At 68.7% G+C, this 17,139-nt stretch carries 2 protein-coding genes; both read right to left on the reverse strand.

The genetic code is table 11. The features are described 5' to 3' along the window. Positions 1-7: 7 nt before the first annotated feature. A complete protein-coding gene (locus EL337_RS29230; RefSeq protein WP_109519792.1) occupies positions 8-12,547 on the reverse strand; it encodes a non-ribosomal peptide synthetase in 12,540 nt (4,179 codons plus the stop codon). Then, on the reverse strand, positions 12,534-17,102 hold the full coding sequence (locus tag EL337_RS29285) for a non-ribosomal peptide synthetase (RefSeq protein WP_407662583.1): 4,569 nt from the start codon (positions 17,100-17,102) through the stop codon (positions 12,534-12,536). The genes EL337_RS29230 and EL337_RS29285 overlap by 14 nt, the downstream gene beginning before the upstream one ends. Positions 17,103-17,139 lie beyond the last annotated feature (37 nt).

Raw genomic sequence — 17,139 nt, forward strand, 5'->3', positions numbered from 1 at the left:
CGGCGGGTTAGCCGTCCCGCCCGATCAGCCCACTCAGGTGCCTGATCGTCGGTGCACCGAGCAGGTCCGTGACGGGCAGCCGGGTGCCGAACGCCGCGTTGATCGCGTCGACGGCCCGCATCGCCGCCAGCGAATCGCCACCGAGGTCGAAGAAAGACTCCGCGGTCCCGACCTGTTCCACGCCGAGCACCCGCGCGTAGATGTCAGCCAGGGTCCGCTCCACGTCGGTCGCCGGTGCATGGTGGCTGCCGGCGTGATCAAGCGTGACGGGATCGGCGGGAGCGGGCCCGTACCGGCCCGAGCCGCCCCCCTGTAGATCCGCCGACAGCAGCGGCTGGGTGGGGTCGGTGATCATCGCCACCACCACCCGGGTGAACTGCTCGACGAGGCTGTCGATCCCGGCCGCGTCGAAAACGTCTGCGTGGTACTGGATGCGCAGATCGAGCTCGGCCCCCGGTACGGCTTGAATCGCGAGTGGGTAGTGGTAGAAATCGCGGTTGTCGAGGTCGGTGACCGCCAGCCCGTCGTCGCCCGACAGTTTGGCGGCATCAGTCGGATAGTTCTCGTAGACGAAGACGGTGTCGAACAGCTGCCGGTGACCGGTGATCCGGTGAATGTCGGCCAGTCCCAGGTGTTCGTGGTCGAGAGTGCGGTTCCGTCCGTTGTGGAGCTGGTCGAGCAGATCCGCGGTGGTGGTGGTCGAGGTCATCGTCGCGCGGACGGGCACCGTGTTGATGAACAAGCCGACCATCGCGTCGACGCCGGCCACGTCGTCGGGCCGGCCCGACACGACGGCGCCGAAAGCGACATCCCGACGACCGGTCATCCGGCACAGCAGCTGCGCCCAGGCGGCCTGAAGTACGGTGCTGACGGTGGTGTGGTGCGTGCGTGCCAGCTCGCTCAGCGCCTGAGTGGTCGGCGCCGACAGCCGATGCGAGATGACCTCGCGCCGTCCCGGCGGCAGCGGGAGTCGCGGGCCCACCAGCGTGGGGGCCTCGAACCCGGCCAGCGCCTCGCTCCAGGCCTGGCGGGCTGCCGCGTCGTCGCGCTCGGCCAACCAGCTGACGAACCTGCGGTACGGCACCGTCGCCGGTAGCCACTGCCCGTAGTAGCTGGCGAAGATCTCCCCCAGCAGGATCGGCAGCGACCAGCCGTCGAGCACGATGTGGTGGTTGGTGAGGACGAAGCGATGCTGATCCGGCGCGGTGCGGACCAGCGCCGCGCGGAACGCCACCTGCCCCGGCAGGTCGCACACCGCGACACGTTCGGAGTCACACAGGTGCGCGAACTCCGCGTCGAGGTCAGCGCCTCGGTTGCTCAGATCGACGTACTGCCAGGGCGCGTCGGGATCGGACGGGATGAGCTGGACCGGCTGCTCGGCCGTACCGCGGAAGCGGGCCACGAGATGGGGATGGCGCTGCACCGCCAAGTGCACGGCGTCGCGCAATCGGTGCGGGTCGAGCCTGCCGGTCAGCGTGACATCCAGCTGCACGGCGTAAACATCGTCGCCGGAGCTGTGTGCGACGCCGGCGTGGAACAACAGCCCCTGCTGCAGCGGGGTCAACGGCAAGATGTCGGCGACCGCTTCCGAGCGGCACAGGTCGTCGATCTGTTGCTGGGTCAGCGCGGCCGGTGCGACGTCGGACGGTGTCAAACCGCCGCCGCCTCCGCGTACATGCACGCAGATGCCCGCCAGCGCGTCGAACCACAACTCGCTCAGGCGATTCACCTGAGCGTGGTCCAGCGCCGAGCGCGCCCACGACCAGCCGGCCCGCAACCGAGGGCCTGCGCCGGTGTCGACCGTGCCGGCGTTGAGTTCCACGGTGTGCATCAGCGGCATGGGTATCGCCGCGGCTGCGCCGGTCACCGTCCACCCGTCTTGGCGGATCTCCCACATGTCGCCCGACACCTCGCCGGCACCGGCGCCCAGGCGCCCCAGGTAGTTGAAACCGATCGGCGGGTCGGCGCCCGCGAGATCGACGTCGTCGTTCAGGTAGCGCAGCAGCCCGTAGGTGGCGCCGTCGGGAAGGCCGCGGAGTTGCTCCTTGGCGTCCTTGACCACCGCGCCCAGGGTCGGGTCGCCGGCCGACACCTGAGCCCACGTCAGCCCGCGAGCGATGCTCAGCGACACCGGATACTTGGTGGTGAACCACCCCACCGTGCGGGACAGGTCGACGGCGTGGCCGTCGCCGGCCAGTTCTTCGTGACGCCCGTGCCCTTCTGCATCGATGACGATGGTTGCGGCGCCGGTATCCGAACAGCCCAGCGCCCCGGTGAACTCCGCCAGCGCCAACCCGAAGGCGATCACCAGGATGTCGTTGATTCCGGCGTGGAATGCCGCCGGTACCTCGCCGAGCAGCAGTCGTGTCGTCTCGGTGTCCAGCTCCACCGAGAGGCTTCCGGCGGTGGCATAGGTGTCCACTGTGGGTTTCACCGCGGGCAGCGCCGGCGGTACCGCCATGATCTGCCGCCACGCCTCGGCCTGGCCGACGATCTCGGGGTCATGCGCGTGCTCGACGAGAACCGACCCCCACCGGGCGAAGGACGTGCCCGGTGCGGGCAACTCCACCTGCTGCCCACCACGGTGTTGCGCCCACGCGAGATTGATGTCCTCCAGCAGGATTCGCCAGGACACCCCGTCGACCACGAGGTGGTGCGCGATCACCACCAACTGGGCGGTGGCGGGCACCCACAGCGCGCTCACCATGTCCCCACGAGCCGGGTCCAACCGCGATCGCGCGGCGCCCACGGCCTCGTCGGTCACCTCGTCGACGATCCGCACACACGAGCGCGCGTCCACCGACCCCGGCTCGGGCACGGTCAGTGACCAGCCCTCCACATCGTCGGCGTCGACCCGCAACCGCAGCATCGCATGTCGATCCAGCACGGCCTGCAGTACCAGGACCACGTCGGCCTCGGTAGCACCGATCGGGGCCTGCACCACCACGGTCTGGTTGAACTGGTCCACCGGCCCCTGCACCTGCTGCAGCCAACCGATGATCGGGGTGACCGGGACCGCCCCGATGCCCTCGTCGACGGCGCCGTCGCCACCGGTGGCCACCCGGGCCACCCGGGCGAGCCGGGCCACGGTCTGCTCGACGAAGACATCACGCGGACGGCACAGCACTCCGGCCGCGCGGGCACGGGCGACCACCTGCATCGACAGGATGCTGTCGCCACCGAGCTCGAAGAACGACTCGTCGACCCCGACGCGCCCCAGTCCCAGCACCTGCGCGTAGATGCCGGCCAGGATCTCCTCCACCGCATCGGCCGGCGCGCGATACGCGTCGACGTCCTGATACTCCGGGGCAGGCAGCGCCCGCTTGTCGAGTTTGCCGTTCACCGTCAACGGCATGGCGTCGATGACCACCACCGCGGCCGGAATCATGTACTCCGGCAACCGGTCTACCAATGCGCCGCGGAGCTGTGCCGGATCGAGGTCGGCTGACGTGGCGGTGACATACCCGACCAGACGCTTGTCGCCGGGGCGGTCCTCGCGGGCGATCACCTCCGCCTGGGCGACGCCGTCCAGCGCGGCCAGCGCTGCCTGGACCTCCCCCAGCTCGATCCGATACCCGCGGATCTTGACCTGCTCGTCGGCACGACCGAGATAACGGAGCTCACCGTCGGCGCCCCAGCACATCACGTCACCGGTGCGATACATCCGTTGCCCCGGTGCGCCGAACGGACACGCCACGAACCTGCTCGCCGACAACCCGGCCCGGCCGATGTAGCCATACGCCAATCCCGCACCGGCCACATACAATTCGCCGACCACGCCCGGTGCCACGGGCCGCAGTGCGCTGTCGAGAACGAAGAAGCCGAGATGTGCCAACGGCACCCCGATGGGGCTGATGACGCTGTCGACGTCCCGCTCGAAGATCTCCCGGAACGACGCGTGCACCGTGGTCTCGGTGATGCCGTACATGTTGATCAACCGCGGCGCGTCCGGGTGAGCCTCGTACCAGCCCGCGAGTCGTTGCGGTTCAAGCGCTTCCCCGCCGAAGACGACGGCCTGAAGCGCGAGCTGCAGATCGGGCCGAAGTGCATCGGCTGCCTGCAGCGCGTAGAACGCCGATGGCGTCTGGCTCAGCACGGTCACGTTCTCGGATGCCAGCAGAGCGTGGAGGTCCTCCGGCGACCGCACCACCGGGTCGGGCACCACCACCAGACGACCGCCGTAGAGCAGCGGCCCCCAGATCTCCCACACCGAATAGTCGAAGGCCAGCGAATGGCACTGCGTCCACACCTGGCCGGCCAGCCCCATGTCGGTGTCCAGCGTCTCCAGCAGCCGGGTCACGTTGCGGTGCGGAATCGCGACCCCCTTGGGGGTTCCCGTCGTGCCGGAGGTGTAGATGATGTACGCGATCTGATCGGCGTCCACCGCCGGTAGCGCGGAACCGGGCTGGACGTCGACGGCGGAATCGTCGAGATCGATGACGACCACGTCGTGTCCGCTGAGCCTGTCGGCCAGGCTGGCGGTGGTGATCACTGCGACCGGATCGGCATCGGCGAGCACGAACTCCATCCGGGCCACGGGCACGGCCGGGTCGATCGGCACATATGCGGCGCCGGATTTCACGATCGCGAGGATCGCCGCAACGGCCTCGGCTGACCGCGGTGACAGCAGCGCCACCCGGTGCCCCGTGCGTACGCCGTGGTCGATCAGGTGATGCGCCAGCCGGTTCGACGCCTCATCGAGTTCGCGGTAGCTCCACGACCACGGCCCGCAACTGATCGCAGTCGCTTCCGGCGTGGCGGCGACCTGTGCGGCGAACGCAGCCGCAATCGAGGGTGCGTGCGCCACCGGAGCGGTCAACGCCGCCCGGTTTCCCCAGATGTCCACCCGGGAGTGTTCGGAGTCGTCGAGCACGTCCACCGCGGACACGCGCAGCGCCGGATCGGCGGTCATCGCGAGAAGGACCCTGCGCAGGCGTTCGATCAATGCCTCGATCGTGCCTGCGTCGAATACGTCCGTGCGGAACTCCACGAACCCGCCGATCCCGGCGGGATCGCCGGTGGCACTCCAGCGTTCGGCCAGTGAGAACGACAGGTCCATCCGGGCGGCACCGGTGTTCACCGGCATCGGGCTGACATCCAGATTCCCCAGGGTCAACCCGGCGGTCGCCGGGTCGCCGGCGTCGGTGGGCAGGTTCTGCCAGGCCAGCATCACCTGCACCAGCGGGTGATGGGTCAGAGACCGGGTCGGATTGAGGCGTTCGACGACCACCTCGAACGGCACATCCTGGTTCTCGTACGACGCCAGAGAGCGTGCCCGGACCTGGTCGAGCACGGCCGCGACGCTGGGGTCACCGGCCAGGTCGAGCCGCAGCACCAGGGTGTTGATGAAGAAGCCGACGAGGCCGTCGAGGGCTGGGTCACGCCGGCCGGCGATCGGAAATCCCACGGCCACATCGGAACTCGCGCTGAGCTTGGACAGCAGGACCGCCAGGGCTGCCTGCATCACCATAAAGCTGGTGGCACCGTGCTCGCGGGCCACCTGCGCCACCGCGCGCTGCAGTTCGGCGGGCCATTCCACCGGCACGGTGGCACCCCGCTGATCGGCGACCTGCGGGTAGGGCCGATCGGTGGGCAGCACGAGCCGCTCCGGCATCCCCGCCAGCGCCTCCTTCCAATGGGCCAACTGCGCGGCGATGCGACTGTTCCCATCGGTCAGCTCGCCGAACTGCGCGCGCTGCCACAGCGTGTAATCGACGTACTGCACCGCCAGATCGGCCCACGCCGGAGCCCGGCCGGCGCACCGGGCGGCATACGCCACCCCGAGGTCGGCCACCAGCGGGCTGATCGACCAGCCGTCGGCGGCGATATGGTGCACCACCGCCACCCACACATGGTCGTTGTCACCCACCCGGAAAAGCTGTGACCGCAGAGGAATCTCGGAGGCCAGGTCGAAGGTGCGCAGTGCCGTTTCCTCGACGGCCTGCTGCAGGCGGTCGGTCGACCAGTCCGCAGCGTCGACGACCTGCCACCCGAAGTCGGCGTACCGGGCATCGACCACCACCTGTCGTGGGATCCCGTCCGGCGCGTCGAACACGGTGCGCAGGCTCTCGTGCCGCGCCACCACGTCGGCCAGCGCGGCCGCCAACATGTCGGTGTCGAGGGCTCCGCGCAACCGCAGGGCCACCGCAAGGTTGTACACCGGCGAGGGGCCCTGCAACTGGTCGATGAACCACAGGCGGCTCTGGGCGAACGACAGCGGAATGACCGCGGGCCGCTGCTGGGGAACCAGCGGCGCGAGTGGGCTGTCCCCCACGCCGATACGAGGTGCCAGCTGCGCCACCGATGGAGCCTCGAACACGGTGCGCACCGCCAGATCGGCCCCCATACCCGCGTTGACCGCGGCGATCAGGCGCATCGCCGAGAGCGAATCCCCACCCAGCTCGAAGAACGAGTCGTCCACCCCGACCCGCTCCACGCCCAGCACCTTGGCGAAGATGCCTGCCAGCAGCTCTTCGGCGGGAGTGGCTGGGGCACGGTACTTCTCCAGATCCTGGTAGTCCGGCGCAGGCAGGGCCCGCCGGTCCAGTTTCCCGCTGACCGTCAACGGCAGCGACTCCACCGCCAGGACCGCGGCAGGCACCATGTAGGCCGGAAGCCGTTCGGCCAGTGCGGCTCGTGCTGTGGCCGGATCCGCTGTGCCGGTGATGTAACCGACCAGCCGCGGATCGCCGGGGCGGTCCTCGCGGGCGATCACCACCGCATGCTCGACCCCGTCAAGTCCAGCCAGCACGGCCTGGACCTCGCCGGGCTCGATACGGTACCCGCGGATCTTGACCTGTTCATCGGCCCGTCCGAGGTACTGCAGTTGTCCGTCGGCCCGCCACCGCACCAGGTCTCCGGTGCGATACATCCGCGTTCCGGGTGCCTCGCTGCCGGCGAACGGGCAGGCCACGAACCGTGAGGCGGTCAGGCCCGGGCGTCCGAGGTACCCGACGCCCACGCCGCGGCCGGCCACGTACAGTTCGCCGACCACCCCTTCGGGCACCAGGCACAGCCGTTCGTCGAGGACGAACAGCGCCACGGTGGGTGGTGGCGCACCGATCGGCACCTCGCATCCCACCTGCAGGGGTGCGCTCATCGACGCGTACACCGTGCTCTCGGTGGGGCCGTAGGCGTTGATCACCACCCGGCCGGGCGCCCACTGCTCCACCACCTCGGGTGGGCATGCCTCGCCGCCGAGCAGCAGCGCCACCGATTCCAGTCCTTGGGGCCGCAGTGCCGCCACCGCCGACGGCGTCTGGGTGAGGACGTTGACATGTTCGCTGACCAGCAACGCGTGGAACTCGTCCGGTGAGCGCACCACCGCATCGGGGACCACCACCAATCGCGCGCCGCCCAGCAGCGCGGCCCAGATCTCCCATACCGAGAAGTCGAAGGCATACGAGTGGCACTGAGTCCACACCTGTTGTGCGGGAAGTCCTGTGGGCGGTGAATCCGCCAGGTGTGCAAGGTTGCGGTGGGACAGAGCGACACCCTTGGGCGTCCCGGTCGTGCCCGAGGTGTAGATCAGGTAGGCGATGTCGTCGGCGGACGGCACCGGCAACGCGGTGTCGGGGCGCTGCGCTCGCGGGTCGTCGTCCTGCAGATCGATGATGGTCAGGTCGAACTGGGTCACCCGGGGTTTCAAGACCGTGGTGGTGACGATGGCGACCGGCGCGGCGTCGGCGAGCATGAACGCGATGCGGGAGTCCGGCAGTGCCGGGTCGATCGCCAGGTATGCGGCGCCGATCTTGAGCGACGCCAACATGGCGACGACGGCTTCGGCGGAGCGCTCCAGAAGCAGCGCGACGCACGCGCCGCGGCCGACTCCCCGATCAACCAGCATGCGCGCGAATCGATCCGCGGCGTCGTCGAGTTCCTGATAGGTCAGTGCGCCGGCGTCACTGCTGATCGCCACCGCTTCCGGATGGACCGCCACCTGGGCCGCGAACAGGGTGGGGATCGACACCGGAGCGGGTGCCGGTGCCGTCAGCACCGCGCGGTTACCGATCGCCGCGAGGCGGGCGCTCTCGACCTCGTCGAGGACGGTCAGCGACGAAAGCCGCCGCGACGGGTCGGTGGTCATCGCCACCACCACCCGCTCCAGTCGCTCGATCAGGGTCTCGATGCTCGCCGCTTCGAACACGTCGGTGCGGAACTCCACCGCCCCGCCGATCCCGGCCGGTTCACCGGCTTTGGTCCAGCGTTCGTTCAGGGAGAACGCCAGGTCGACCCGCGCGGTGTCGGTGGCGAGCGGGATCTGGGTGATCTGCAGATCGCCCAGGGCCATGACGATCTGGTCGCTGGCCTCGGCAGGCAGGTTGCGCCAGTCCAACATCACCTGAACCAGGGGGTGATGGGTCAGCGACCGACTCGGACTGAGCCGGTCGACGACCACTTCGAACGGCACGTCCTGGTTCTCGTAGGCGGCCAGTGAGCGCTGCCGCACCTGGGCCAGCAGGTCGGCGACCGTGGGGTCACCGGCGAGGTCCACGCGCAGCACCAGTGTGTTGACGAAGAAGCCCACCAACTCGTCGAGCGCGGGATCACGTCGGCCTCCGATCGGGAAACCCACGGCCACATCGGAACTCGCACTGAGTTTGGCCAGCAGTACCGCCAGGGCGGCCTGCATCAGCATGAAGCTGGTCGCGTTGTGTTCACGGGCGACCGCCGCGATTCGCAGCTGCAGGTCGGTGGACCAGCGGAACGAGGTGTTGGCGCCACGCTGATCGGCCACCGGCGGATAGGGGCGGTCGGTCGGCAGCTGCAGCCGTTCGGGCATCCCCGCCAGCGCATCCCGCCAGTACGTCAACTGTCCGGCGATCAGGCTGTCGTGATCGTCAAGATCGCCGAACTGCGTGCGCTGCCACAGCGTGTAATCGACGTACTGCACCGGCAATTCGGTCCACATCGGGTTCAGCCCCGCCAGCCGGCACAGATAGGCGACGCCCAGGTCCTGCACCAGGGGCGCGACAGACAGCCCGTCGGCGGCAATGTGATGCGCCACGGCGACCACCACGTGGTCGTCGTTGCTGACGCGGAAAAGCCTTGCCTGCATCGGGATCTCGGACGCCAGGTCGAAGGGGTGACGCGCCACGGCGCCGACCGCCTCATCCACCTGGGCCTCCGACCATCCGGTGGCGTCGACGATCTGCCAACCGAAGTCGGCGTCCTCGGCCGGGACCACCACCTGTTGCGGCACGCCGTCAGGCGCGGCGAACCGGGTGCGCAGACTCTCGTGGCGGCCGACCACATCGGCCAGCGCAGCACCGAGTACATCGGTGTTCAGCTGTCCGTGCAGCCGTAGGGCGACCGGCATGTTGTACGTCGGCGAGGGGCCCTGCAGCTGATCGAGGAACCACAACCTGTTCTGGGAGAACGACAGCGGGATCACGTCGGGCCGGTCCACCGGAGCCAGCGGCTCGAGCACGACGCCACCGCCGCCGATGCGCGGAGCCAGCTGAGCCACCGTGGGCGCTTCGAACAACGTCCGCACGGTCAGCGCGGCCCCCAGGCCGGAGTTGACCGCAGCGACAAGGCGCATCGCCGACAGCGAATCACCGCCCAGGTCGAAGAACGAGTCATCGACGCCGACGCGCTCCACGTCGAGCACCCTGGCGTAGATGCCCGCCAGGATTTCCTCGACCGCGGTCGCCGGTGCGCGGTATCCGTCGGCCCCGTGATACTCCGGGGCAGGCAACGCTCGCCGGTCGAGCTTGCCGTTGACGGTCAGCGGCAGGCTGTCGATCACCACGATCGCGGCAGGGACCATGTACTCGGGCAGACGTTCTGCCACCGCGGCCCGCACGGAGGCGGGATCGACCGATCCCGTGACGTAGCCCACCAGGCGCTTGTCTCCCGGGTGGTCCTCGCGGGCGACCACCACCGCCTGCTGCACGCCGTCCATTCCGGCCAGCACCGCGCGGACCTCGCCGATCTCGATGCGGTATCCGCGGATCTTGACCTGCTCGTCGGCGCGGCCCACATATCGCAGCTGTCCGTCGGCGCCCCACCAGACCAGATCGCCAGTGCGATACATCCTTTGTCCAGGTTCGCCGGGCCCGACGAACGGGCACGCCACAAACCGCGACGACGTCAGCCCCGGGCGGCGCCAGTATCCGAGACCTGTCTGCGGACCGGCCACGTACAGGTCGCCGACGACCCCGGCAGGCACCGGACGTAGCCACGGGTCCAGCACGAAGAAGGCCAAACCGTCCAACGGCCCACCGACGGGGCTGACCGGGTTGTCGACGCTGTCGTCGACATCGGCGGTGACGATCTCGCGGAACGAGGCGTGCACTGTGGTCTCGGTGGTTCCGTACAGGTTGAGCAACCGGGGTGAGCCCGGATGGTTGTCCAGCCATGTCCGGAGTCGTTGCGGCTCAAGCGCTTCACCGGCAAAGATGACGGCGCGCAGGTTCAGCTGCCGTCCGATCTCAGGTGCCAGCGCATCCGCGGTCTGCAGGGCGTAGAACCCGGACGGAGTCTGGCTGAGCATGGTGACCTGTTCGGCCGCCAGCAGCGCGTGGAACTCCTCCGGTGCGCGGGCCACGGACTCGGGCACCACGACCAAGCGGCCCCCGTACAGAAGTGCGCCCCACATCTCGCAGACCGAGACGTCGAAAGCCAGTGAGTGCCAGAGCGACCAGACGTGGCCGGCCAGTTCGATGTCGGTGTCCAGCGCGTCGAGCAACCGGGTCACGTTGTCGTGGGTGATGGCGACACCCTTGGGGACACCTGTGGTGCCCGAGGTGTAGATCAGGTAGGCGACGTCGTCGGGGGCCGGTCCGGTCGGTGCCGGGGCGGATCCGTCCACGAGGGCGTCGATGTCCTGCGCGTCGACGAGGACCATGTCCTGCCCGGCCAGCCGGCCGGCCAACTCGGTGTTCGTGATCGCGGCGATCGGCGCGGCATCGTCGAGCACGAGCTGCATACGAGCTGCCGGCGCGGCCGGGTCGATCGGCACGTACGCGGCACCGGTCTTGAGCACGGCCAGGATGGAGATGATCGCGTCCGCCGACCGGGGTAAGAGCAAAGCCACCCGTTGACCCGGTCCGATCCCCCTGTCTGCCAACAGGTGTGCGAATCGGTTCGTGGTGTCGTCGAGCTCGCGGTAGGTCCAGGAGCGGCCCTCCCAGCTGAGCGCCACCGCGTCCGGAACGCGTGCCACCTGCGCCGCGAACAGATCAGGAATCGACACCGACCGGCGTGCCACCCGGCCCAGCGCAGCCCGGTTGCTCCAGAGGTCGAGGCTGGCGTGTTCGGCGGGTTCGAGTACGTCGATCGACGACAGCGGGCGGGTGGGATCGGTGCACATGGCCACCAGCACCCGGGTGAACCGTCGGATCAGCGCCTGGATTCCTCCGGCATCGAACACATCGGTGTCGTATTCGACGCGCAGTGTCAGCGTCGTGCCCGGCACGGCTTGCACCGCTACCGGGTAGTGGTTGTATTCGCGGTGCGCGAAGTCGGTCACGGCCAGCTGGCCGTCGCTCGGCAGCGCGGCGGCGTCGACCGGATAGTTCTCGTAGACGAAGAACGTGTCGAACAGGTGGTCCTGGCCGGTGACGCGGTGAATCTCGTTGAGCGACAGGTGCTGGTGATCGAGGGTGCGGGTGTAGGTGTCCTGCAGCTGGGCGAGCAGGTCGACGGTGGTGGTCGTCGCGGTGACACTGGCGCGCACCGGAACCGTGTTGATCAGCAGCCCGACCATCGAGTCGGCACCCAGCACCTCGCCGGGCCGCCCGGACACCGTGGTGCCGAACACGACGTCGTGGTGACCCGTCCGCGACATCAACAGCTGGGCCCAGGCGGCGTGCAGCACGGTGCTGGCGGTGGTGTGGCACGAGCGAGCGAGCTCACCGAGCGACTGCGTGGTCTGCTCGGGCACGTCGAACGAGGCGACTGCGCGGGGGCCCTGCCGCACCTGGCCCGCGGCACCGACCAGGGTGGGGGTGTCGAACCCTGCGAGCGCCTCTCCCCAGGCTGTGCGCGCAGCGCCGAGGTCGCGTCCCGCCAGCCAGCTGATGAACCGGCGATACGGGACAGGCGGAGGTAGCCGCTGTCCGTGGTAGCCGGCGAACAGCTCGCCCAGCAGGATCGGCAACGACCATCCGTCGAGCACGATGTGGTGGTTGGTCAGCACCAGCCGGTGCTGGTCTGCTCCGGTGCGAATCAGTGTCGCACGGAACGCCGGTTGGTCGGCGAGTTCGCAGACCGCGATGCGCTCCTGCGCACACACCTCGGCGACGCGCTTGTCGAGACTGTCCCCTGCTGTCGTGAGATCGACGACGCGCCAAGGCGCTTCGGGATCGGCCGGAATGATCTGCACCGGGTCGGCGAACTTCTGAGAGAAGCGGGCCGCCAGGTTGGGATGCCGGGTCACCACCGTCTGCACCGCAGCACGTAGCCGGTCGTGGTCGAGCGGACCCGTCAGCGTGATGTACAGCTGCACGGCGTAGACGTCGTCGCTGCCTTCCGCGGTGCCGGCGAGGAACAGCAGCCCCTGCTGCAAGGACGTCAGGGGAAGAACATCAGCTATCTGCATATTGCCGCTGAAGCTCGTCGATCTGCTGTTGGCTGAGACCGACGGCGATGTCCGACGGGGTCAGCCCGCCTCCGCCTCCGCGCACGTGCGCACAGATGCCGGCCAGGGCGTCGAACCACAATCCGCTCAGCCGGCTGACCTGTGCGTGGGTGAGGACAGAGGGCGCCCAGGTCCATGCCCCACCCAGCAACGGTCCAGCGTCGGTGTCCACCGTGCCGGCATTGAGTTCCAGGGTGTGCATCAGCGGTATGGGCGGCTTCACGCTCGGGCTGATGTCGGCCAGGCCGTCCCAACAGATCTGCCACGCGTCACCCGATGTTTCGGCGCTCGTCGCACCCTGACGGCCCAGATAGTTGAAGCAGATCGGCGGATCAGATCCGTCCAGGTCCACCTCGTCGTTCAGGTATCGCAGGGCCCCGTAGTTGAGGCCGTCGGGAACCCCCCGCAGCTGCTCCTTCGCGGCTTTGATCACCGAACCCAGCCTCGCATCGCCGGCCACCACCTGCGCCCAGCTCAGTCCGCCCACGTCCAGAGCCACCGGGTACTTGGCCGTGAACCAGCCCACCGTGCGCGACAGGTCGACCGGCACGCCGGGTGGGGCTGCAAGCTCCTCGTCGCGCCCGTGGCCTTCGACGTCGATGGAGATGGGCGCACCACTGATGCCCAGGAATTCTGTTGCGGCCAAGGCGAATGCGATCAGCAAGATGTCGTGCACACCAGCATGGAATGCGGCCGGGACCTCACCGAGCAGCATCTGGGTGGTCTCGATATCCAGATACACCGACAGGTTCCCGGCGGTGGCCAACGTGTCCGCTCGGGTGTCGACGTCAGGTAATGCGGCAGGCGTCGCCGCGATCTGCCGCCAGAGGTCAGCCTCCCCGACGACCTCGGCGCGGTGTGCGTACTCGGCCAGCAGTGACGCCCACCGGGCGAAGGAGGTGCCGGGTGGGGGCAACTGCACCTGGTGACCGGCACGGTGCTGGGCCCACGCGAGATTGAGTTCTTCCAACAGGATTCGCCACGACACCCCGTCGACCGCGAGGTGGTGGATGATCGCCACCAATCGGCGGGTCGAGGTCACCCACACCGCGCTCAGCATGACCCCGGCGGCCGGGTTCAGCTGTGTGCCGGCGTGCAACACCGCGTCGTCGGTCAGTTCGTCGACTGTGTGCAGACGCGAACGGGCATCTACTGAGCCGGTTTCAGGGACCACCAGCGACCAGCCGCCGGCATCGTCGCGGTCTACCCGCAGCCGCAGCATGGCGTGCCGATCCAGCAAGAGCTGCACCATCACCAGCACGTCGGCTTCGGTGGTGCCGATCGGGGCCTGCACCACCACCGTCTGGTTGAAGTGGGCCACGGGGCTGCCCGCAGCTTCCAGACTCTCCAGCCACCGGATGATCGGGGTGGCGAGCACCGGTCCGGCTCCATCGGCGGCGACGTCGCTGTCGGTGTCGATCAACGTGGCCACTTGGGCCAGCCGCGCCACGGTCTGCTCGGCGAAGACGTCGCGCGGACGGCACAGGACGCCGGCGGCACGGGCGCGGGCGACCACCTGCATCGACAGGATGCTGTCGCCGCCGAGCTCGAAGAACGACTCGTCGACCCCGACCTTTTCCAGTCCCAGCACCTGGGCGTAGATGCCGGCCAGGATCTCCTCCACTGCGTCGGCCGGGGCACGGTAGGCGTCCACGTGCTGGTACTCAGGCGCAGGCAGTGCCCGCTTGTCGAGTTTGCCGTTCACCGTCAACGGCATGGCGTCGATGACCACCACCGCGGCCGGAATCATGTACTCCGGCAACCGGTCTGCCAGCGCGCCGCGGAGCTGTGCCGGATCGAGGTCGGCTGACGTGGCGGTGACATACCCGACCAGACGCTTGTCGCCGGGGCGGTCCTCGCGGGCGATCACCTCCGCCTGGGCGACGCCGTCCAGCGCCGCCAGCGCCGCCTGGACCTCCCCCAGCTCGATCCGATACCCGCGGATCTTGACCTGCTCGTCGGCACGACCGAGATAACGGAGCTCACCGTCGGCGCCCCAGCACATCAGATCTCCGGTGCGATACATCCGTTGCCCCGGTGCGCCGAACGGACACGCCACGAACCTGCTCGCCGACAGGCCGGCCCGGCCGACGTATCCGTCGGCCACCCCGGCGCCGGCCACGTACAGCTCGCCGACGACGCCGACCGGCACGGGCTGCAACCAGCTGTCGAGGACGACGAAGCCGAGATGGCCCAGCGGCACCCCAATCGGACTGACGCCACCCTCGATATCGCCGGCGACGATCTCCCGGAACGACGCGTGCACCGTGGTCTCGGTGATGCCGTACATGTTGATCAGCCGCGGCGCCACCGGGTGAGCATCCAGCCACGCCGCGAGACGGTGTGGTTCCAGCGCCTCGCCACCGAAGACGACGGCCTGGAGCGCGAGCTGCCGGCCCAGCTCCGGCGCCAGCGCATCGGCAGCCTGCAGCGCGTAGAACGCCGACGGGGTCTGGCTGAGAATGGTGACCCGCTCGGCAACCAGCAACGCGTGCAACTCTTCCGGTGATCGCACCACCGGATCGGGCACCACCACCACCCGGCCGCCGTAGAGCAGCGCGCCCCAGATCTCCCACACGGAGAAATCGAAGGCCAGCGAGTGACACTGCGACCACACCTGGCCGGCCAGCCCCATGTCGGCGTCGAGGGTCTCCAGCAGCCGGGTCACGTTGCGGTGGGGAATGGCCACGCCCTTCGGCGTGCCGGTGGTGCCCGAGGTGTAGATCACGTACGCGCCGTCGTCGGGCTCCGGCACCGGTAACGGTGTCTCGGGTCGGAAGGCGGGGTCGGCCAGGTCGCCGATGTCGAGAACCACCGGTTCCCGGCCGTCCAGCTGATCGACCAACTCCGCGGTGGTGATCACTGCGATCGGTGCGGAATCGGCAAGCACGAACTCTCGGCGAGCAGCCGGCACTGCCGGATCGATCGGCACGTAGGCGGCCCCGGTTCTGGTGACGGCCACCATGGCCACGACGGCGTCCGCAGATCGCGGCAGCAGCAACGCCACCCGCTGCCCGGGTCCGACACCGCGGTCGACCAGCTTCTGCGCCACCCGCTGCGCCGTCTCGTCGAGTCCGCGATACGTCAGCGACAGTTCGCCGAAAGTCACTGCCGGCGCGTCGGGGGTACGCGCCGCCTGTGTGGCGAACAGCGCCGGAATCGTCGCCGCCGGCGCGACGGCCCGTGTCAATGCCGCCCGATTACCCCAGTCGTGCAGCGTGGTGCGCTCGGCCTCGTCGAGTACGTCGATCGACGACAGTTTTCGGGTCGGATCGGCTGCCATCGCCACCAGCACTCGTTCCAGACGCCGGGCCAAGTCCGCGGCGCCGCAGTTCGAGAACACGTCGCCGGCGCCCAATGTGCTGAGAAAGAGTTCGTCACCGGTGCCGGAGAAGATCAATCCGAAGCCACCCACGAAGCCGGAGTTGGTCATCGATGCCGATGCCTGGACTCCGCCGAAGTCCAGAGTGAAGGCATGCGGGAGGAAGTCGATGACCACCCTGTCGGTCCGCTGATCCAGGCCGAGGACTTTCCGCTCGAGCGCGTGCACCGGAAATCTCTGATGCGCCAGCGTGTCCCGGATTCGCTCGGCCACGTGCTCACAGAACGACGTCACCGTGGACCCCGCCGAGAGGTTGAGAACAAGGGGCGCGACCCCGGCCACCATGCCGGGCAGCGTCTTCGACTCGGCGACGACGCGTCTGCTGACCGGGAAGTCGAGGACCACCTCGGACTGTGCGGCGGAGTGCCCCGGAATCATCAGTGCGCACGCCGCGGTGATCACCGATGCGCGCGGCATGTTCCACACGTCGGCCAGTTCCTGCACCCGTCGGATGACCGCGGGGTCCAACTGCACGGGCGTGGACAGCTGATTGGGATCGCGCTCGACCGAGGGGTGCGGCGACCGGTGTCGCGGTGCGCTCTGGGTGGGAAGATTCTCCGCCCAGTACGTCTGGTCGCCGTCGTGCTCGCTGGACGCCTCGTATGCCACTTCGCAGTCGACCAAGTCCTGCAGCGAGCCGAAGAATGCGGGCGGGACGGGTTCGCCGGACACGAGTGCCGAGTAGACCGAGGCGACCCTGTTACCGATCAGCCCGAGGCCGGCGCCGTCGGTGACGATGTGGTGGAAACAGCCGAACAGGTAGTAGTCGTCAAACCCGATCTGTAACAGGGCGAATCGGAACAGCGGCCCGTCGAACGGCAGGGGTGTGCGTTGGATCGCCAGTGCCATGTCCTGGGCTTCGCGCTCGGGATCGCCTGCGCCGCTGAGGTCGTGGAATTCTAGGTCGACGTGAGGGTAATCGACGGGCCTCTGGAAGACGTGGCCGTCCTCCTCGAAGATGGCGACTCTGACCGGTTCGGCTTCGTGGATCACCCGCTGGATCGCCCACTCGAGGGCATCGAGTTCCACCCCGCCTTCGATCCTGACGAGCAGGCCGAATTGCCACTCCGCGCCGAAATGACCCATCTCCTGCTCAAGCCAGATGTCCAGCTGTGCGCGCGTCAGAGGGAACACGCGGTCTCCAAGCTCCATTGGTCTCCCCGACCCTGCG

The sequence above is a fragment of the Mycolicibacterium aurum genome (assembly GCF_900637195.1).
Classification (GTDB): domain Bacteria; phylum Actinomycetota; class Actinomycetes; order Mycobacteriales; family Mycobacteriaceae; genus Mycobacterium; species Mycobacterium aurum.

Coding starts and splice junctions, on each gene's coding strand:
- EL337_RS29230 (WP_109519792.1), bottom strand. CDS start 12,547: ATGCAGATAGCTGATGTTCTTCCCCTGACGTCCTTGCAGCAGGGGCTG.